20 protein-coding genes are annotated in these 17,933 nt (G+C 65.6%); 2 read left to right on the top strand and 18 right to left on the bottom strand.

Features of this window, described 5'->3' with window-relative positions:
- The 16 genes from QP045_RS03240 to QP045_RS03315 all read right to left on the bottom strand — a co-directional run.
- Positions 1–1,288: hypothetical protein (locus QP045_RS03240; protein ID WP_422513528.1), on the bottom strand; the 1,288-nt coding region annotated here is incomplete at its 3' end.
- A gap of 3 nt (positions 1,289–1,291) precedes the next feature.
- Positions 1,292–2,467: a gp53-like domain-containing protein gene (locus tag QP045_RS03245; RefSeq protein ID WP_422513529.1), complete on the bottom strand. Its 1,176-nt coding sequence runs from the start codon at positions 2,465–2,467 to the stop codon at positions 1,292–1,294.
- Entirely contained in the window at positions 2,464–3,114 is a 651-nt protein-coding gene (locus QP045_RS03250; RefSeq protein ID WP_422513530.1) for a phage tail protein I, read from the bottom strand. Before QP045_RS03250 ends, QP045_RS03245 begins: the two co-directional genes overlap by 4 nt.
- Entirely contained in the window at positions 3,104–3,973 is an 870-nt protein-coding gene (locus tag QP045_RS03255) for a baseplate assembly protein (protein ID WP_422513531.1), read from the bottom strand. Before QP045_RS03255 ends, QP045_RS03250 begins: the two co-directional genes overlap by 11 nt.
- A gap of 80 nt (positions 3,974–4,053) precedes the next feature.
- Entirely contained in the window at positions 4,054–4,725 is a 672-nt protein-coding gene (locus tag QP045_RS03260; RefSeq protein WP_422513532.1) for a phage virion morphogenesis protein, read from the bottom strand.
- Positions 4,722–5,189: a phage tail protein gene (locus QP045_RS03265; RefSeq protein ID WP_422513533.1), complete on the bottom strand. Its 468-nt coding sequence runs from the start codon at positions 5,187–5,189 to the stop codon at positions 4,722–4,724. Before QP045_RS03265 ends, QP045_RS03260 begins: the two co-directional genes overlap by 4 nt.
- The gene (locus QP045_RS03270; RefSeq protein WP_422513534.1) at positions 5,186–5,410 is read right to left on the bottom strand and encodes a hypothetical protein; all 225 of its coding nucleotides are present in this window, start codon (positions 5,408–5,410) and stop codon (positions 5,186–5,188) included. Before QP045_RS03270 ends, QP045_RS03265 begins: the two co-directional genes overlap by 4 nt.
- Before the next feature lies 1 nt (position 5,411).
- A complete protein-coding gene (locus QP045_RS03275) occupies positions 5,412–5,930 on the bottom strand; it encodes a hypothetical protein (RefSeq protein ID WP_422513535.1) in 519 nt (172 codons plus the stop codon).
- Complete coding sequence (locus QP045_RS03280) at positions 5,930–6,514, bottom strand: lysozyme (RefSeq protein ID WP_422513536.1); 585 nt, start codon at positions 6,512–6,514, stop codon at positions 5,930–5,932. The genes QP045_RS03275 and QP045_RS03280 overlap by 1 nt, the downstream gene beginning before the upstream one ends.
- Positions 6,511–6,855, bottom strand: coding sequence for a hypothetical protein (locus tag QP045_RS03285; protein WP_422513537.1), 345 nt, complete (start codon positions 6,853–6,855; stop codon positions 6,511–6,513). The genes QP045_RS03280 and QP045_RS03285 overlap by 4 nt, the downstream gene beginning before the upstream one ends.
- A gap of 2 nt (positions 6,856–6,857) precedes the next feature.
- On the bottom strand, positions 6,858–7,073 hold the full coding sequence (locus tag QP045_RS03290; RefSeq protein ID WP_422513538.1) for a tail protein X: 216 nt from the start codon (positions 7,071–7,073) through the stop codon (positions 6,858–6,860).
- Positions 7,073–7,558 (bottom strand): head completion/stabilization protein, encoded by a 486-nt coding sequence (locus QP045_RS03295; RefSeq protein ID WP_422513539.1) that lies wholly within the window; start codon positions 7,556–7,558, stop codon positions 7,073–7,075. The genes QP045_RS03290 and QP045_RS03295 overlap by 1 nt, the downstream gene beginning before the upstream one ends.
- The gene (locus tag QP045_RS03300; RefSeq protein ID WP_422513540.1) at positions 7,555–7,764 is read right to left on the bottom strand and encodes a hypothetical protein; all 210 of its coding nucleotides are present in this window, start codon (positions 7,762–7,764) and stop codon (positions 7,555–7,557) included. Before QP045_RS03300 ends, QP045_RS03295 begins: the two co-directional genes overlap by 4 nt.
- A gap of 106 nt (positions 7,765–7,870) precedes the next feature.
- Positions 7,871–8,557: a phage terminase small subunit gene (gpM, locus tag QP045_RS03305; protein WP_422513865.1), complete on the bottom strand. Its 687-nt coding sequence runs from the start codon at positions 8,555–8,557 to the stop codon at positions 7,871–7,873.
- A 143-nt stretch (positions 8,558–8,700) separates the two neighbouring features.
- Positions 8,701–9,795: a phage major capsid protein, P2 family gene (locus tag QP045_RS03310; RefSeq protein ID WP_422513541.1), complete on the bottom strand. Its 1,095-nt coding sequence runs from the start codon at positions 9,793–9,795 to the stop codon at positions 8,701–8,703.
- Between the two features lie 58 nt (positions 9,796–9,853).
- Positions 9,854–10,726, bottom strand: a complete 873-nt coding sequence (locus QP045_RS03315) for a GPO family capsid scaffolding protein (RefSeq protein ID WP_422513542.1) — start codon at positions 10,724–10,726, stop codon at positions 9,854–9,856.
- 173 nt (positions 10,727–10,899) lie between these two features.
- On the opposite strand from QP045_RS03315, the gene QP045_RS03320 reads away from it, so the two are divergent.
- Entirely contained in the window at positions 10,900–12,729 is a 1,830-nt protein-coding gene (locus tag QP045_RS03320; RefSeq protein WP_422513543.1) for a terminase large subunit domain-containing protein, read from the top strand.
- Positions 12,726–13,787, top strand: coding sequence for a phage portal protein (locus QP045_RS03325; protein ID WP_422513544.1), 1,062 nt, complete (start codon positions 12,726–12,728; stop codon positions 13,785–13,787). Before QP045_RS03320 ends, QP045_RS03325 begins: the two co-directional genes overlap by 4 nt.
- Before the next feature lie 189 nt (positions 13,788–13,976).
- Here QP045_RS03325 and QP045_RS03330 read toward each other — a convergent pair whose 3' ends face one another.
- Complete coding sequence (locus QP045_RS03330) at positions 13,977–15,155, bottom strand: hypothetical protein (RefSeq protein ID WP_422513545.1); 1,179 nt, start codon at positions 15,153–15,155, stop codon at positions 13,977–13,979.
- Positions 15,152–17,821: an ATP-binding protein gene (locus tag QP045_RS03335; protein ID WP_422513546.1), complete on the bottom strand. Its 2,670-nt coding sequence runs from the start codon at positions 17,819–17,821 to the stop codon at positions 15,152–15,154. Before QP045_RS03335 ends, QP045_RS03330 begins: the two co-directional genes overlap by 4 nt.
- Positions 17,822–17,933: the final 112 nt, after the last annotated feature.

A 17,933-nucleotide genomic window follows, 5' to 3' on the forward strand; every position in this document is an offset into this window, starting at 1 on the left:
GCGCGACGAGACCAGGAAATAGCGCGTCGGTGCGCACGTTGCCGGCAACATGGGCGTCATAGGACGTGCCAGGCCCGCGCTCCGTCCAGTCGGCGTTGGGGAGGATCGGCAGCAGCAGCACCCGGCATCCGCGTGCCTGCAGAAAGCCGACGATCAGCGCGAGGTCCACCCACATCTGCGGGTTGGTGTGATCGCCGTATGCGTTCGGCACGCCGCTGTAGAAGTAGTTGTTGCCGATCCAGACGACAGCCGTTCTCGAGGCGACCGACAAAGCGAAATCGGGCACGAATGTCGCAGGGCCGTCGAAGGTGACAGCGCTCTGGCCCGGCTCCTGGGTGAGCCGGTACGCGAAGCTGGCACCGTTCGGAGCCGATACCGTCACGCGGCGGCTGACGCCGTTCCGCGCGACAACGCCGCTCATGGTCATGCCGGTGGTGAGGCCGGCGTCGCCCGTCGTGAGGATCGCGGCCGGGTTGTTGCCGTCGATCGGGGCGCCGTTGATGCGGGTGACAGCAACCGAGCCGCTCGCCGGCAGCGCTCCGGCCAGCGTCAGCTCGATAGGCTTGGCCCCGCTGCGGTAGACCATCCGCGCGTCGGAGGAATAGCGCGCGACGCTGGTGAAGGGCTGGCCGTAGCGAGCGGCGAGCACCTGCGGCCAGCGGTCGGTGACATCGGTCGGATCGGAGAGGCTGTTGCCGATGAACGCGAACGGCTGATCGAGCGAATAGCTCGGGAAGTCCATCCGCCGCGCCTGGCCGTCGAGCGTGATCGCGCGACCGCCCCAGGAGACGACGTGAGATGTCGGCTGTCCTGCCGTCGACCATTCCACATAGCCGCGCGGGTTGGCCGCGCTGGAGAGCGCGACCGCACGCGGCGAGAGGATCTTGACCGCCACGGCTGCGGCATCGGCTTCGCGCAGGGCTTCGAGCGTGCCCGGCAGGCCATAAACCTTATCCTGGGACAAGCCGCCGTGCATCAGGTCTAGGCGGGTGGACTCCTCCTGGTTCTTCAGACCGACCCATGCGCCAGGCGCGTACATGCTGGGCGTCCACACGAACTCGCGCTCGCCCTCGACTACATAGACATGCAGGCCCGGCCGGCGCTGCGGAAGCGGGATCGCCTCACGTTCGGCGTAGCTCGCAACCGAGCGGAAGCCGGCGAGGTGCCCGACCGATGCCTCGGCCAGCTTGTCCATGACGACGCGCTTGGTGACGCCCTGGTCGAGGACGGTGACGGTTTCGCGGCCAGTGGGCTCCACGATCTCGGGCAGCTCGGAAATCTTGGGCATGGGTCAGCGTCCGATGACGAGGAGGTTGATGCCGTCGATGCGGCGGTCGTTCTGGTCGTCGGCCTGCACCTGGACGAGGCAGGAGGCAGCGCCGGGGTTGCCCACGATCTGGGTCCACCCGTCGCGCGTCTGGCTGGCGGCGGCGATGTAGGGGCAGGCCAGCGCGAACAGGCACGCGTTCGGGAAGGCGATGGGATAGTTGAGCGACACGCTGGGCTCGTCGACGAGCAGCGCACGATAGGTCACCCACTGGACGATCAGGCCGCCCGGCAGCGTGTAATAGCCGGTGGGTTCGAACAGCTTGGCGAGCCCGCCGAACGATGCTGGCGTGACCGCGACGTTGCTCGCCATGGCATTGAGCAGCTGCTCGGGCGTGGCAGGCGGCACCGAGATCGTCGGATCGGTCGCGAGCGTGGCACCGCCCAGCGCCAGGCCATCGGTGTTGATGCGGCGGGTGACCGGCACCCGCGCGGCGATCGAGGCGAGGACGTTGACGATGCTGGCCGGGGTCAGCGCCCGGGCGGTTAGCGTGCCGGCGTCCGCCTCTTCGGCAGTGGCAGCGGTCACGGTGAGGGTGCGGTCGGCCGACAGGTCGCCGCCGCCGGTGACAAGCCCGCCGCCGAGGATCCTGCGGCCGGCGAACAGAGACGCGAGGCGCTGGCCGAGCGTCCGGGGCGTGACGATGCGCTCGGCATCGGCGCCGGCGTCGACCTCGGCTTGCGTCGCCAGCTCGGCCACACCCCGGCGCGACGTCGTTGCCGGCGGGTTGAGGAAGTTGGTGTCGCCGAACACCAGCTGCTGGACGTTGCCGGTCGGGAAGGCGATGTCGATCGCGAGGTGCATGTCCGACAGCGCCGACTTCTCAAACAGCGCTTCCGCCTGCGCATAGCTCGCGAACAGCGTGCCGTCGGAGAGGAACAGGCCGAAGCCACGAACGGTGTAGGCAACCGCGTCGGCGTCAAGCACGACCATGTGCACGACGTTGTCGCCGACCGCCTCGCCCGAGATGGTCGACACGCGGCGGAACTCGCCGGGCAGTGCGGTGAGCGTCGGCGCGGCGATGAAAGCGCGATCCGTCAGGCCAACCGCACTGATCGAGAGATCGATGTCGTCGTCGACCTGGGCGGCGGTGAAGCGGGCATGGCCCGCCTGGGTGATGGTGAGGGCGAGCTTGCTCATGAGGCGGTGTCCACAAAGGTGCCGAAGTCGTCCTGCAGCGGCTCGCCATCCTCGGTCTGGAGGTAGGCGGCCCAGGCGGGCGAGGTGTCGAAACTGGCGGTCATGTCCGTGCGGCCAGCACCGGCGAGGCGCGCCACGCCCTGGATGCCGATCGACCCTTCGACGTCGAGGGTCTGGACAAGGCGGAAATGCTCGCGCGCCGGCTTCAGCCGCGAAACCTCGCGGATGATCGATTCGGCGAAGGCAGCGGTGGCGCGGCGGCCGCCCGGCTTCACGCCGTCAGCGGCGATCGGCAGGCGAACCTCGAAAGTATGCGGATCCGCGCGCGGGGTGGCCTGGTGCCATTCGATCAGGTGCAGCAGCCGGTCGTAGCGGCCCAGCACCGTTTCGACAGAGGCGCGGGTGCCCTTGATCCGGTGCAGCCCGATCGAGTCGGCGACGGCGGCGCGCTTCTCGTCCTCAGTCCACTCAGCGTCCCAGCTGTCGACCGATACGTGCCAACCCAGCCACGGCAGCCAAGCGGCGGGGATCGCCTGCGCGTTCATCAGATCCGCGACCGGGACCTGCACGTCGCCGATCCGCGCCGTCGCCTGTTCGACCGCGCGCTCGATCCGGGTGGCGTTTGGGGGGAGCAGGCTATGCGTCATAGCCGCCATGCTCGATGCGGATGCCGGTGCACCAGGCCGCCTGGGTGGCATCGCAGACGATGTCGGCAAGCGGCGACGCCAGCACCACGCGCTGCACCCCTGGCACCGTGAGGGCGGCATAGAGACCAGACATGGTGACGTCGCGGCCGAGCTGCCGGCAATCGGCGAGATAGCCCTCCAGCTGCGCGCGGGCGGCGGTCAGCACTAGCGAGCGATCGGGCCCGGCGAAGGTGTAGAGCTTGGCGACGATTGCAAAGTCGAAGATTTCGGCGCTTCCGACGGTGACCAGGTCGCCGAGCGGGCGAACCTCGCGCGCATTCACCCGCGTCCGGACGGCATCGAGAAGGGCGGCGGGTGCGGTTCCATCGCCCTCGCGCGACAGCACGGTGACCAGCACTTCGCCGGGCGCGGGCGAGATGGCGCTGGCGTCGAGGACGCCGGGATCCGCCGACTTGGCGTGGAAGACGTAGGCCAGTTCCGGGCCGGCGACCGAGAACCCCTCTGGGCCCAGCACCGCACGCTGGCGCAGAGCGTCATCGTCTTCATCTTCGGTCAGGCGCGCGACGCCGACCAGGGCGGCGAGATGATCGAGGTTCGGGCCGGTCGCATAGGCGAGCATCAGCTGGCGGGCGGCGTCGTTGAACCCCTGGCGCAGCAGCAGCTCGCGATAGGCCACGACCTGCAGCAGCTTCATGACCGGGTCGCTTTCAACCAGCGCGTCGAAGCCGGGCAGCAGCTGGCGAAACGTCGCGATCAGATCGGCAAGGATCTCGTCGAACGTCAGCTGCTCGACGATCGTCGGCGCCGGCAGGCGCGACAGGTCGATAGCGTTGGAGCTGGTGGCGGCGGCGGTGGACATCGCCGGCCACTTCGGCGGCGGGCGGTAGCACCGGCTAGGGGGCTGCAATCGTAGAGACGCACTCTACGATTGCGGCAGGATCATCCTACACCGTCGACCAGCGAGGCAAGCAGCGCGTCCAGCACCATCATGCGGTCTGCCTCACTGAACCCCAACAGCGTCCGGCGCGCATAGCGGACGGGCTTGGCCTTTTCGGCAGGCTTGTCGACCAGGCCGTGCTGGTGGATGCCGGCGACGCGTGCGGCCTGGCCGGTGAAGCCGACCCATGCCTCGGTATCGGTGGCGTCGGCGCGCAGCCGGCGACCGGCGACGAGCTTGCGGAACATCGCTGCGCGACGGATGTGACCCTTGCGACGCAGCTTGCCGGCGCCGGCGTTCTGCTGGCCGGGTTCGAGCGGGAGGTAGCGCTCGACCTTGTCGGTGTGGAAGGAGCGGATCCCGCCCGCCTCAATGTCGAAGCCGGTCATCAGGGGCCCGTCCCAGACCCAGCTCTTCATGAGGACTTCGCGCGGGTTCGGGTCGCCCTTGGGATAGAGGAACCGTACCGTGTAGGTGCCGCGCGTGGGTTCCGGACGCTTTCGGCGGGGGGCGAACGGACTGCCGTCCGGATCCTGCTGGCGGGCGATGCGGGCGCGCTGGCTCGCCTGGACCTTCTTCGCAACCGACCGCAGCAGCCGTCGCCGCGCGTTCGCGTCGACGTTGCGCAGCAGGGCACCGGCCAGCTTCTCGATCTCGACCAGGTCGTCGCTCATGGCGTCGGCTCGCTGGCCTCCGCGATCAGTGCCTCGACCAGCGAGACACCGCAGACGCCGGGGAACGCATCCTCGATCACCGGCTCGTCCAGGTGCCGCGTCGACCATTCGCGTTGACCGGTGCGATCGACCAGGACGTTCTCGGTCAGCTTGATGTTGATCGACACGTCGGCGCTGGTCGCATCGAGCAGCTCCGATTCGAACTCGAAGGGTTCGTATGGCGGCTTGTCGAGCAGATCGGGCTGCTGTTCCGCGACCCAGGCGAGGATCGGGACCATGAGCGCGTCCACATCGCCGGTATAGCCCTCGACCACGACGCTCAGCGTATAGCTGTAGGCGAAGGCGAGGTTGCGGCCACGACGGCAGGTCACCCCACCGCGATCGATATACAGCTGCAGCTTCTCGGCCTGGTCCTTGAGCGCGGTTGCGAGCAGCAAGCGGCGCAGACCCTCGGGCTTCTTCACCGGCATGCCTCCGGATCGTGCCAGCGGATCAGGCGCACCAGCTGGTCGCCACGATCGCGCAGGGCGCGGGCCATGCGGATCGCGGCCGAGCGAACGCCGGCCGGCATCGTCGCCTGGGCATCGGTGGGGAAGCCGGCGGGTTGTTCGGGACAGCGCAGCAGCTCGGCCGGGGGCGTATCGCGGATCTCGATGGCGACCGGCACCGGCTGCGGGACCGGCACTTCAACGGCGCGGCGCGCGCAGCCCGGCAACGTCGTTAAGAGCAGCGAACCAAGCATGATCGACACGGCCGGTGCCGTCCGCTTGTGCATCGACTTCAGCATTTGCGATCTCCATTCGTTCGGTGGCGGCCTTGGCGGCTTCGGCCGCGACACGGGCGAGGCGGGCGTCGGCGAGCAGCTTGCCGTCGTGTTCGAGCATGGCGCGCGCCAGGCGCTCGGCGGTGGCGCGGTCGGTCTCGCCCTTGAAGGCAACGGCGAGGCTGATCGCGGTGCGGCAGCGCTGCCCATCGGCGAAGGTCACCGTCACCGGCTTGCCCGCAGCATCCGCCCGCTGCTCGCTGCCGCCAGCGTAAGGGGCACCGGCGCCTGCGCAGGTGACCTCGACCCATTGGGCGTAGCGGTCGCGCTCGCGGTCCGCCTCTGCCCATTGCACGTAGATCCACGCGGCGGCGGCGCCGAGCGCGAGCAGGGTGAGCCATTCGCGCATGCGCGCGAGCTTGGTGAGAGCGGCTGCGATCATCACGGATCCTTTCGCGGGGTGAAGCCGCGCAGGCAGATCGCGCGTTCGCGCTCGCGGCGGTTGACCAGACCCTGCACGACCCGGCCACCGGCCTTGTTCCACATGGTCAGGGCGTTGCAGCCCTCCGCCCAGCGCTTCGCCCGGAAGTGGCGCGCCGCGGTCGAGCTGCAGAATTTGGGCCCGCCAATGTTATAGGCGAGGGAGACGGCGGCGGGCGCCTCGCGATCCCGGCCGTAAAGCTGCGGCACGCAGGCGATGACCTCTTCGGCATGCGCGATCAGCTCGCGCTCCAGCATCGCCGTGCACTGCGCCTCGGTATAGCGCTGGCCCATCCGAATGCCCGGCGTGATGCCGTCGCAGGCAGTGGGGACGCGGACGATGTCGAGATAGGCGTCGAGGTACTGGCGGCCGGCGACATGGCGGATCTGCACATCGCCGGCCGGCGTGATGCTCGCCTCTACGGTGCGGCCGCTTTCGAACGACGGCGTGATCGTGAACAGCGCGAGCGCGCCGATCGACGTGCCGATGACGCCGGCGAGGGTGCGCCGCCTGGGCGCAAAGGCGGGGGAGCGCGTGTCGGTCACGGCTTGTCCTTTCGAGCGGGGAAGAAGCGGTCGCGGACCAGGGCGGGCAGGCTGCCGGCGACGTCGGCTGCGCTGGCGATGAAGCGTGGCGTGGATTTGAACGCGACCATGCCGGCGCTGAAGCCGATGCCCTGCAGCACGAACGGGTCGAACGCGTAGACCGCGCCGATCCAGCGCTGGGCGAACCAGCTGATGGTGGTGCCGGCGGCGAACTGGATGCAGCGTTCCGACCAGGTCAGCCCCTTCTCATGCGCGAGGCTGACGGCCGCGCCGAGCGCGCCCGGCGACAGACCCGCGAGGAAGGTCAGGAACGTGTCGAGGATGTCGGGAAGCTTGGACATGGTCAGTCCCAGAAATCGAGGAGCTGGCGCTCGACCGGCGCGGCCTGCGCGGCGGGCGGAACGATGACGGCGGTGCCGGTCGGCAGGATGGCGCCCAGCGCGGCGAGGCCGGGGTTTGCGGCGAGGACGGCGCCCAGTGCCTCTGGCCCGAGCGCGCGTTCGCGGTGGAGGAGCTGGTCGAGCGTGTCGCCCTGGCGCGCGTGGAGGACGTCGGCCATCAGATCAGCTCGACGGTGGTGCGGGTGGCGCCAAGGATGTCGCGGATGGCGTGGACGGCATCGCGGCGCAGCTCGCCGATCGACGGATCCAGCGCGGAGGCGTCACGGTCCCCGGTGGCAGTGGTGTCGAGATCCCGGTGGCGCTCGATCAGTTCGAGCTTGGTCAGCGCGCCGACTGCACGTCGGAACGAGATGACCAGGCGGCTTTCCCCGCCGAAGGTGCGTGCGGGAACGTCGGCAAGCGAGGCGTGGCCGGCGGCGGTCTGCTGCATCGCCCAGGCACCGATCTGGTTGTCGACTGAGATCAGGGCTTCGAGGATGGCAGCGCGCAGCCGTTCGGGCGTGACCTTGGCAACGTCGCCAAGGCGGTGTTCGCGGCGCAGCTGGGCAGGGTCGATCGCGGGGTACCAGGGATCGTCGATCACCGCCTCGACGGTGTCGACGGGCTCAGGAACGACCGAGCCGATGCAGCCGAAGCCGGTCATGCGAGCAGCCGCGCGACGCAGGCGGCGCCGATGATGAACACGACCAGGCCGACAGCGCCGATCGCGCCGAAGGTCACGCGCATGCCGCCTACGGCGTCGGTGCGGCCGACCGCGACGCCGATTGCGCCCGCGAGCGTCAGCAGCGCGCCGCTGGCGAGAGCGAGCAGGGCGAGGATCGTCAGGCAGATGGCATTGACGGGCGGCATCGTGGATCCTCGATAAAAACGGGGGTGGGGACCGGAGGAGCGCGGCCCTCAGCCCGAAGGCTCTCCCGCGTCTTGCGATCCGCCCCCGCGCCGGGGAGGCAGCTGGTTAGCCGGACGTGCCGGCCGAATCGGGTTGCGGCGTTGCGGCCTGGATGGCCTTCTCGATGCTGCGGATGGTGGACTTCACGCCGACGCGGTCGTGCAGCCCCTGGGCCTGCTTGAGCGCGATCAGTGAACGGCAGAGCAGGGACAGCGCCTCGGCGTCGGCACCGGCCTCGGCCGCGAAACGCGCGGTGCGGTCCAGCTCAAAACCAATCGCCTTCAGGAGCTTGGCGCGGACCTGATCGTGCATGTCGATGCCGTCGACCAGCGCTTCGATCTGTTCGAGAATCGCAAGGTCGAACGGCTCACCGGCGGCCTGTGCCTTGATGGCGGCGTCCGCGATTTCCTCGGCGATCAGCGTCGCGGCATCGCGTTCATAGCGCTGCGGCATGGGCAGGTTGTGATGCAGGACATGCTCGATCAGCGGCATGGCACCGGTGAAGTCGCCCACGTCGATCATCCAGACCATGATGGTCGGCAGCACGTCGCCCGATGCCCCGGCGCCAGCCTGGGCGGCGCCGGAAAGCAGCCCTTCGACCCAGGCGGTGTATTCCGGCAGCATCTCGCGCTTTGCGGCGATCTTCAGCGAGATCGCCTTGATCTGCTTGAGCCGGCGCAGGTCGTGCGCGAGGCGCATGGCGATCTGGGCGGCGGCGGTCGACGCGGCGCGGTCGACAGAAGGGGGCGCCACCGCCGGCAATGCGGCGGTGGCGGTACCGCCCCCATGCGGAAGGGTCGCGGCTTGTGCGGCCAGGATGCGTGCCTGGTGGCGTCGAGCGAGGCTCATTGCGACTTTCCGGATGGGAGCGGATCAGGTGCGGGAGAAGCGGCCCGTTAGGCCGGCTTCTTGCCCAGGACGATGTTCTCGACGAGCGCGGTCATGCCGTAATCCTCGACCACGTAGCTCTCGTTCACCGACTGATAGTCGGCGATCTGCTCGTAATCGGGCTCGTCGCGCAGCTGGCGGCGGCGGCTACCCTCCTGCACATAGATGGACAGGTTATCGAGGCGCGTGATGAGCAGCGCGTCGGCCGGGAAGAACGGCACCATGACCGCCGTCTTGCCGCCCAGCTGCTTGGGCAGGGTCAGGATGCGGTTTCGCGCTTCCACCTCGGTCGGCGTGTTGCCGGCGGTGTTGATGAAGTTCGAGAAATGGGCGTGGACCAGGTCACGGCCGACGATCACGACCAAGTCGGTGTCGTCGCGGTTCCACTCGTCGAGCAGCTCGGTCGCGGCGTAGACCAGCGCATCGACGTTGGCGAAGTCGGCATTCGCCTCGCCCGCATTGCTGCCATCGGAGTTGACCAGCACGACATCGTCGCCAGCGGCAACGTAGATCGCCTTGGTCGCGCCCGTAGTCAGGTCGCCATCGGACAGCACATGCTCCGGTGCATAGGTGCGGATCTTGTGGAGCCAGCCATAGTTGACGTCCTGCAACAGCGGGAACGCCTCGATGTCGGTGTTCTCGGCGCAGGCAACGCCGTTCCAACCGATCATGATGCGGTCACGGCCGTGCTGCTTGACGATGACGTCGCCGACCAGCTTCTGGAATTCCGGCTTGTGGCGCCACTGGTCGAGCTTGGCATAGCGGATCGCGACGTCGCTGTGCGTGATCTCACAACGATATTTGCCGCGGTCGCCGGTGTCGGTCGGATCGGTGGCGATGCGGCGCTTACCGGTCTTCGGATCGGTGCGCGTGCGGCTCGCGATCGGGCGGGTGACGCCGACGCCGACCTTCTCCCCCTCCTGGGCGAGGACGGGCACGACGTTGATCTTCTGCAGGAACTCGCTGGAGAGCTGGATCACCTCTTCCAGCTTCTGCTCGATCGCGGGTGCGACGGAGAATTTGACGGTGGTGTCGGTGACGCCGTTCAGCTTCGCCACCTGGGTGAGCAGGCCGTTGAACAGCGGGCGGGTCTGGTTGTGCATGGAGGGCTCCGGGGAAAGACGCAGGCGCGTGGGGCGGGGAGGGTGGCCGAGCTGGCGATCAGAAGTCGGTGAGGATCTGCGCGCCGCCGCCGGTCGCAGGCTGACGGTTGAATTGCTGCGGCGCTTCGGTGCCGGCGAGCTGGCCCTTGATCGTGTCGAGTTCGGTGCGCAGGGTCGCGACCTCGCCGACCTTACCGTTCAGCTCCACCAGCGCAGCGTTGATGAGGCCGAGGCCTTCGCGCCATTCCGCCGAGAAGTTGTCATTCGCAGGCGCGGACGGCGCCGGCACCTGCGGCGGTGCGGGCGGGGTGGGCGAGGCCGGGGTCAGTGCCGTGCTGCCGGTCAGCTTGTCGAAAAAGTTCTTCATCGACGCAAAGGCGCCGCCGCTCGGATCGGCGGTCGTGCCGGCGGTTTCCGGTTCCAGTTCCAGCGTGCCTTCCTCGACCGCGGTAAACAGGTTTTCCGGGGACAGTTTGCGGGCATCGAACATCGCCTTGAGCGCGCTGAATTGCAGCGCTTCCGTGCCGAGGCTGGCTGGGTTGTCGGTGATCGCGACTCCAGCCAGGCCGAACTTGCCGGTGCCGCCGAAGTTGGGGGAGAACTCGCAGCTGGTGTAGATTTTCTGCCGGCGCTTGTTGATCGCGACCAGCTCATCCGTCGGATCGAAGCTGGCGAATAGCGCCAGGCGCCGTTCGGTCTTGCCAGCGAGCTGAATATCGACCTCCTCGGCCTTCACCTCCAGCACATCGCCGTAGGCGCCGAACGGACCATCGGGGCTGAGGCCGCGCAGATGCTCGCAGTTGAGTCGCACGCCGAAGGTGTCACGATTGAAGTTCGCGACGGCGTCTTCGATCCACTGGCGTTCGACCTTGCGGCCGTCCGTTGCGGTGGCGCCCTCGACGGCGATGCGGAAGAACTTGCTTTTGGCCATGGCGGTTCGGTCCTCGGGGTCGGTTCGATGATGCCGGGACATCGCCGGCCGTTTGCGAAGCCGAACAGGGACCGAAGGCGCCGCGCTTCTCAAGCATGCGCAATCGTAGAGTGCGTCTCTACGATTGCCGGGGCTCCGTTCGGGCGATCAGGCGTGGCTAGGCTCGCGCCACCATGTCGATCCTCGCCAATCCCCTTGCCCTGCACGCCGACCCGCTGACGCTTCCGGTCGAAGACCGCCGACGCGCGGCGCGCAGCCTGTATTGGCGCGGGTGGGAGGTGAGCCAGATCGCGGAAGAGCTGCAGGTCGCGCGCACCACGGTGCAGTCGTGGAAGGATCGCGGCAAATGGGACGACGTGCCCAGCATCCGCCGCCTGGAGGACTGCCTTGAAGCGCGGTGGATGGTGCTGATCGCCAAGGACAAGAAGACCCCGGGCGACTTCAAGGAAATCGACCTGCTCGGCCGGCAGGTCGCGGCGCTGGCGAAGGTCCGCCGGTACGAGGAACCAGGCGGCCACGAAGGCGACCTGAACGACAAGGTCGCCAACCGGAACAAGGGCGAGCGCAAGTCCAAGGCGAAGCCGAACCACTTCACCGCCGAACAGGCTGCCGAGCTGAAGGAGATCTTCCTAAAGCAGCTATTCGGGTATCAGGAGACGTGGTGGGAAAACCTGTCCCGCCGCACGCGGATGATCCTGAAGTCGCGCCAGATCGGGGCGACCTATTATTTCGCGTTCGAGGCGCTGATCGACGCGATCGAGAGCGGCCGCAACCAGATCTTCCTGTCGGCATCAAAGGCGCAGGCGCACCAGTTTCGCAACTACATCATCGGTTTTGCCAAGCTCGTCCAGGTCGACCTGAAGGGCGACCCGATGCTGATCACCAGCGCGTTGCGCGACGATGGCGAGGCGGCGGCAGAGCTCCACTTCCTGGGCACGAACTTCCGCACGGCCCAGGGGCGCAGCGGCAATTTCTATTTCGACGAGTTCTTCTGGGTCCACGGCTTCGAGGAGCTCAACAAGGTCGCCTCGGGCATGGCGACCCACAAGCACTGGCGGAAGACGTACTTCTCGACGCCGTCGACCGTGGCGCACCCAGCCTATCCGTATTGGACGGGCGAACGGCGCAATCGTCGCCGCAAGAAGGAAGACCGGATCGAGATCGATGTCGGTCATGCCGCGCTGAAGGATGGCCGGCTGTGTGAGGACAGCGTCTGGCGCCAGATCGTCACCGTGCAGGACGCGATCGACAAGGGTTTCGACCTGGTCGACCTGGACGAGCTGCAGGACGAATATGCCGAGGACGAGTTCGCAAACCTGTTCGGGTGCGTGTTCGTCGACGACAGCCTCTCCGCCTTCCGCTTCAATGACCTGGTCAAGCTCGGTTGCGACAGCCTGGTCGAATGGGAGGACTTCGATCCGGAGGCGGCGCGGCCCTACGGGCACCGGGCCGTCTGGGCGGGCTATGACCCGCAGAACAGCGAGAACGGCGACAATGCCGCGCTGGCGATCGTGGCGCCGCCGGCAACCCCGGGCGGGCCGTTCCGGATCCTCGAACGTCACCAGCTGCGCGGGCTCGATTTCGAACAGCAGGCGGCGTTCATCCAGTCGGTGCTGTCGCGCTACACCGTAACCTATCTGGGCATCGACGCGACCGGCGTCGGCGCCGGCGTCCACCAGCTGCTCGCCAAGCCCGAGACCGGGATCCGCGGCGTCACCAAGATCGAATATTCGCTCGAAGTGAAGGCCGCCATGGTCATGAAGGCGCAGAACGTCGTGCGCCGCGGGCGCATGGCGTTCGACAGCTCCTACCTCGACATCGTGTCGTCGTTCATCTCGATCAAGAAAACGCTGACCACCAGCGGGCGCAACGTCACCTTCAAGGCGGGGCGCGGCGGCGACGACGGCCATGCCGACATCGCCTGGGCGATCATGCACGTCCTCATCAACGAGCCGCTCGACGGCAAGGAACGGCCCAAGGGCTCCATGGAGATCATCGAATGAGCAAGCGGAGCACGCGGCGGATGTCGCGGCATGAAGCGCAGGCAGCGTCGGCCGGCGCGATCGAGCCGGTATCGAGCGGGGGCGGCACCGGCGTCGAGGCGTTCAGCTTCGGCGAACCGGAGGCGGTGCTTGATCGGCGCCAGCTGCTCGACTTGCTGGAATGCCCGCACAACAACCGCTGGTACGAGCCGCCGATCTCGCGAGACGGGCTCGCTCGGTCGTTCCGGGTGTCGCCGCACCATAGCTCGGCAATCATCTTCAAGCGCAACCAGCTGGTGGGGTCGTTCATTCCGTCGCGCTGGTTGAGCCGCACCGTGTTCGCCAAGCTGGTGCAGGATTATCTGGTGTTCGGCGACTGCTTTGCCGTGAAGGTGCGCAGCCTGTCGGGCGCGACGCTGCGGATCGACTATTCTCCTGCGAAATACACGCGGCGCGGGATCGAGACCGGGCGGTTCTTCTACGTGCCGGGCATGTCGGACGAGAGCGAGTTCGATCGCGGCAGCGTGGTGCAGCTGATGCAGCCGGACGTTAACCAGGAGATCTATGGCGTGCCGGAATATATCTCGGCACTGCAGGCGGCGCTGCTGAACGAGGCCGCGACGCTGTTTCGGCGCCGCTACTATCTGAACGGCGCCCATGCGGGCTACATCATGTACGCGACCGGCGACATCGATGTGAACGACACCGACAAGCTCAAGGAAGCGATGCGGGGTTCGAAGGGGCCCGGCAACTTCCGGTCGATGTTCGTCCATGCGCCCAGCGGCAAAGAGAACAGCATCAAGATCATCTCGATCGCGGAAGCGGCGGCCAAGGACGAGTTCCTGGGCATCAAGAGCGCGACGCAGGCCGACGTGATGGCGGCGCACCGCGTGCCGCCCCAGCTGCTCGGCATCGTGCCGGCGCAAGGATCCGCGTTCGGCAACCCGACCGATGCGACGGCGATGTTCCGGCGCAACGAGATAAAGCCGCTGAAGGCGGCGTTCCTCGACCTGAACGACGCGGTGGGTGCGCCCGTCGTAGCGTTTGAAGAGGAAGAGGAAGCGGCCCAGGCCGCGTGACCCATTACCCCGCCGGGCTTTGGCCCGGCGGGGGTTTTCCGGATGGCAGTCCGGCAAACCGACGAGATCCAGCTCGCCACGACCAACGGCCATCGGCCGTCCCGCACCCGGCATGTCGTCGGGGCGGGCTTTAGGCCCACATTGGGAAGATGCACATGGCGTCGTCGGGTTTCGTCCGTCTCACCTTGTTCAGGCGGCCCATTCTAGCACTGTCTCCTGCCGCATCCTGTTAGCTAGCGTACTGCCTGCAGAGGTGGGAAGATAACGGCTCTGGCTTGGGAGGTCTCTTACTACCTCCCCAACAAAGATCATACCTTGTAGCTCAAGTGCCTTAGAAACTACGGAAGAATTCTTGATGAAGACGCCCTTCAGCGTAGAATCACCTACGACCATCGTTGCCACGCCTCCAGGTTTCAGCACACGCTTCACTTCCGAGGCGAACGACACGACGTCAGCAACATAGCGGTCGATCATGGCTTGGTGGCGCTGCGGCAGCGCCGCTAAGTCGCCAAGCGCGCCCTTCACCTCCGCTTGGATAACAGCACCTACGTCAGGACGGCGTTCAGCGCCGATGCTGGCTGACCGGATAGCTCGTAAGGCACCAAGCTTATGGCCGAGCCAGACGAGGGACATTCGATGTCCACGCAAGTAGTCGATCGCGTTGAGGTACGGCGGCGAGGTCAGCACGGAATCGGCCGAACCGTCCGGGAGTGTCATCGAGCGCGCATCCCCCAGCATCACCGATGCGCCAGGAGCCGGCGGGGCGTGTCGAAGCCTGTTCCGCACCATCTTCAGCGATCTGCCGATCCCCTGATGGACGCAGTAGTCAGAATCGAGAGCTACTCGGTGAGGGCGGCTGTGCGACGTATCCCGAGCGAGGCTGGCGCACTGCTCCTTGGTCACGATTATCCGGCTCATGGCGATTCGGATGACGTCGAGCGCTGCAGTTTCGGATCCGGAAAGTTCTTCACTTATGGACGCGATGGCACCGGACCAGCAGCGAAGCGCTTCCAATTGCTTCTTGCCGAACCAATAGGCAACGAACTCGCGCGTCTCGACGTCGTCGTCGATCCAGGGAAGCACGACTTCCGCAGGGTCTGCCGCTAACGCTATTTTGGCAATGCGAGCATAAACCTGCTCAATAATCTCGTCGTCTACCGGCGTGGTCCATACGCGGGACATAAGAACTGCCAGAGGGTCCATGTCGAACCCGATCGCTTTCAAGCCAAGGTCGGTGGCTTGGCGAATGACCGTACCGGAACCCATCATCGGATCGACGACAACGCCGCCCATTTTGACCTTGTTCAGTGCTTTCAGTGCGAGCTCGGGCGCCATCCGTGCGGGAAAGGGATGGATCGTGGCAGTCATGGTAAGGTATCTCCCAATGCATCGTCTGCATCGTCTGCATCGGCTTCAGCGTGCAGGTTGTCGAGCTGTTTGGCCACGGCAGCTGCAACCCGGTCTGCGCTCGCATTGACAATAATACGCTCGCTATCGTCGAGGCCGACGAGATCAGGTACGAGTATTTGTAGACCCCGCACGAGACGAATTACGTCCTCATCGCGAACTGTCGCGACGCCAAGCTGGGTTCGGCATGTATATGAGACCAGAGAGGCTTGAAGGGCGTCAGGAACCTTACCGCGCAATTCATTCAGCGCCTTCAGGAAGATGTCTATCGTGAGCTTTCGCTTGCTCTTGAGGCCGTTCTCGAGATCGGTCACCCACTTGCTGACGTCGTTTGGATCGTGCAGCCTGAACACAGCTTCGAGAGCGTCAAGGGGGATTGCGCCATAGGTCACAGTATATTCTAGTAGTCTGCCCAGATCGACGGCGCGCATGGGAGTGACGCCAACTTGTTCACAGCGGACGGAGAGTGCTCCTTCCTCGAAACCTGGTGCGACTACCAGCGCATACTGGGCGCCGTAGCGCTTGCGATGCTCCTGGACGCCGTCGAGTGAAATGTTGCCAGTCTTCGCGGCTGGATGTTTCGACGATTTCGCGTCGTACGTAAGCTTGTAGAGCGGCGGCTCGGGGTCTGCTTCCGTGGGGGCGGGCTGCTGCGGAGCGGAAAAAGCATAGGCACTGGCGACGCCTTCGGGATCACCCGGCTTTCCCAATTCCTTTACAGCAAACCCTATATAGCGAAGCGCCTCCCCAACAACGGCTTCGAGTTCCTTACTCGAATCGCTTTTGTGCTGTGTGGCGAGAAGCAGCTTAGCGATGTGCGTTCCTGATTGTCGGCGCTGGAGCGCGCGGAAGCGCATGAGCTGGTCCCGGTAAGTACGAATGCCCTCGACCTTGGTAGGCTCAATCCCGGTTTCTAGCGCATAGATGTCCGTCAGGAAGTTCACCATGGCAATGGTGCGCACGAGCTCCTTTTCAGCTTTTGTCCGGGTGTGCTCCGCGACGAAGGGATGCTCCTTGTTGACCACAATGGTGCTGTCGTTGATCCGGAACTTAACAAAGCTGTCGTCGTCCGCCTTTTCGTATCGCACCTTGCCAAGGGCGTTCCGGATGTGTTCGGCCGTGTTCTTACGCCAATCCGCCCGTTTCTGCTCGCGATCTGGTATTCCTGCTTCGTCGAACATCCCTGGGATCGGCGGCTGCGTGCGCAATGCCTCTGACACGGCGCTGCGTAGCGGCGCGAGAGACACGACCCCGAGCGAGCGGACGAGAACGTCACCGCCGTCGGGAAGCTCGGCGTTCGCGTCGCTATCGTATGTCGCGCGAGCCATGTTGAACGCGCGACGGAGGAAGGCGCGGAAGATTTGCAGCGCCTTTTGGTCCCTAAACTGTTCGCGGTTCGTGTTGAGATAAGCGTTTAGACCATCCGCTCGGACAGTCATTCGAAAGCGCGCCCACGCCGCATGGCTGAGGTTTTCGGCACCGAAGCTAGGATCCGATTGGTTCACGACCCGGCCGAGAACGTTGACGTAAAACCCGTTTGATGAGCCTCTTTCTTCGGCTTTGCCGCCGCTGATTTTCTCGTCGTAAAGTCGGATTTTCCCAGTCACCTTGCCGATGAATGGAAGTTCTACATAAGGGTAGGGAGAGCTCCCAGCCGTGATTTTGATCTTCTCGCTGCTTAAACTCTCGTCTTCTAGGTCGCCTCTGACAAGGTCGATCTCGTTTAGCTTTAAATCCGGCCCTATTGTCCATTCACGCGCTACGGAAGCACCCAGCTTGGTGGGTCGTAGAGGATCTCCGTTGATCCGTATTACCATCTCACCGCTTAGCGGGAGCGCCGCCTCCAGCATCCGGCGAAGAACCCCGACCTTGAGCTCGCGGCCGGTAGGCTTGAGGCCCGAAAGGATCACCAGGGTCCAAGTGTCACTGGTCATCCGTTCCAAGCCAGATGCGGGCGCTCCAAAGTCCTCGTCGGAGTGGTGCGCGCTGGCTGTCTGTACCCCTTCGTGGATGATCTTAAGAAGTTCGTCTCCTTCGGCGATGGAGCCGATCGCCGCCTCGAGTTCGCCTTCGCCTACCTCGTACAGGTCAAGTGTCAGGTCGCTTACTAACTTGTCGGCCATCGCTGTCTTGTCGACTTGGCCATAGTCCATAGTCACCCGCCGGATCTTTCCGTCGGCCGCTTTGCAGATATAGGTAAGGCGGCTTGCGAGGACGTAGGTGGCCAGCTTACCGATGCCGAACTTGCCAACTACCGCTCGGCCATGCTGGTTCGGGTTGTCCCGCTTTGGCGAGAAGGCGATGTGCCACAGGTCGCGAAGCCCCTGTTCGTCCATTGAGGCGCCGTTGTCGAGGACGGCCATTGTCGCCTCGGCTGAAGCGAGATCATCCGGGATGCGAATGTCTACGAAATTTGCACCCGCGTCCCAGCTGTTCGAGATTAGCTCCTCGAAAGACTTCTGAGGAGATGAATAGAGCTGCTCACTGAAGTGCTCTAGGAATCGAGTGCTAATTTCGACGGGTATTGTCGTCGTGGCGTGCCCGATCTTTTCCGCCTCCACGGACGTCGAGATCTCGGCCGCGGGCTGGGCGGGCCCGCGGCTGGCGGGTTCGGGCACAGTGCTCATCCTGCAGCTATAGACACAGAAGCAGTCGATCGAAAATGGGCCATCTTGGTTGCGCAGTTCGCGAACTCGCTCGCATAGGGCGTGTCAGTGCTGGAGGCGGCCTTACCTGGAA

The organism is Sphingomonas sp. 3-13AW, assembly GCF_049311085.1.
In the GTDB taxonomy this organism is placed as follows: Bacteria; Pseudomonadota; Alphaproteobacteria; order Sphingomonadales; family Sphingomonadaceae; genus Sphingomonas.

Coding starts and splice junctions, on each gene's coding strand:
- QP045_RS03275 (WP_422513535.1), bottom strand. CDS start 5,930: ATGATCGCAGCCGCTCTCACCAAGCTCGCGCGCATGCGCGAATGGCTC.
- QP045_RS03245 (WP_422513529.1), bottom strand. CDS start 2,467: ATGAGCAAGCTCGCCCTCACCATCACCCAGGCGGGCCATGCCCGCTTC.
- QP045_RS03295 (WP_422513539.1), bottom strand. CDS start 7,558: ATGACCGGCTTCGGCTGCATCGGCTCGGTCGTTCCTGAGCCCGTCGAC.
- QP045_RS03310 (WP_422513541.1), bottom strand. CDS start 9,795: ATGCACAACCAGACCCGCCCGCTGTTCAACGGCCTGCTCACCCAGGTG.
- QP045_RS03290 (WP_422513538.1), bottom strand. CDS start 7,073: ATGGCCGACGTCCTCCACGCGCGCCAGGGCGACACGCTCGACCAGCTC.
- QP045_RS03300 (WP_422513540.1), bottom strand. CDS start 7,764: ATGCCGCCCGTCAATGCCATCTGCCTGACGATCCTCGCCCTGCTCGCT.
- QP045_RS03335 (WP_422513546.1), bottom strand. CDS start 17,821: ATGAGCACTGTGCCCGAACCCGCCAGCCGCGGGCCCGCCCAGCCCGCG.
- QP045_RS03255 (WP_422513531.1), bottom strand. CDS start 3,973: ATGTCCACCGCCGCCGCCACCAGCTCCAACGCTATCGACCTGTCGCGC.
- QP045_RS03315 (WP_422513542.1), bottom strand. CDS start 10,726: ATGGCCAAAAGCAAGTTCTTCCGCATCGCCGTCGAGGGCGCCACCGCA.
- QP045_RS03320 (WP_422513543.1), top strand. CDS start 10,900: ATGTCGATCCTCGCCAATCCCCTTGCCCTGCACGCCGACCCGCTGACG.
- QP045_RS03285 (WP_422513537.1), bottom strand. CDS start 6,855: ATGTCCAAGCTTCCCGACATCCTCGACACGTTCCTGACCTTCCTCGCG.
- QP045_RS03330 (WP_422513545.1), bottom strand. CDS start 15,155: ATGACTGCCACGATCCATCCCTTTCCCGCACGGATGGCGCCCGAGCTC.
- QP045_RS03260 (WP_422513532.1), bottom strand. CDS start 4,725: ATGAGCGACGACCTGGTCGAGATCGAGAAGCTGGCCGGTGCCCTGCTG.
- QP045_RS03250 (WP_422513530.1), bottom strand. CDS start 3,114: ATGACGCATAGCCTGCTCCCCCCAAACGCCACCCGGATCGAGCGCGCG.
- QP045_RS03325 (WP_422513544.1), top strand. CDS start 12,726: ATGAGCAAGCGGAGCACGCGGCGGATGTCGCGGCATGAAGCGCAGGCA.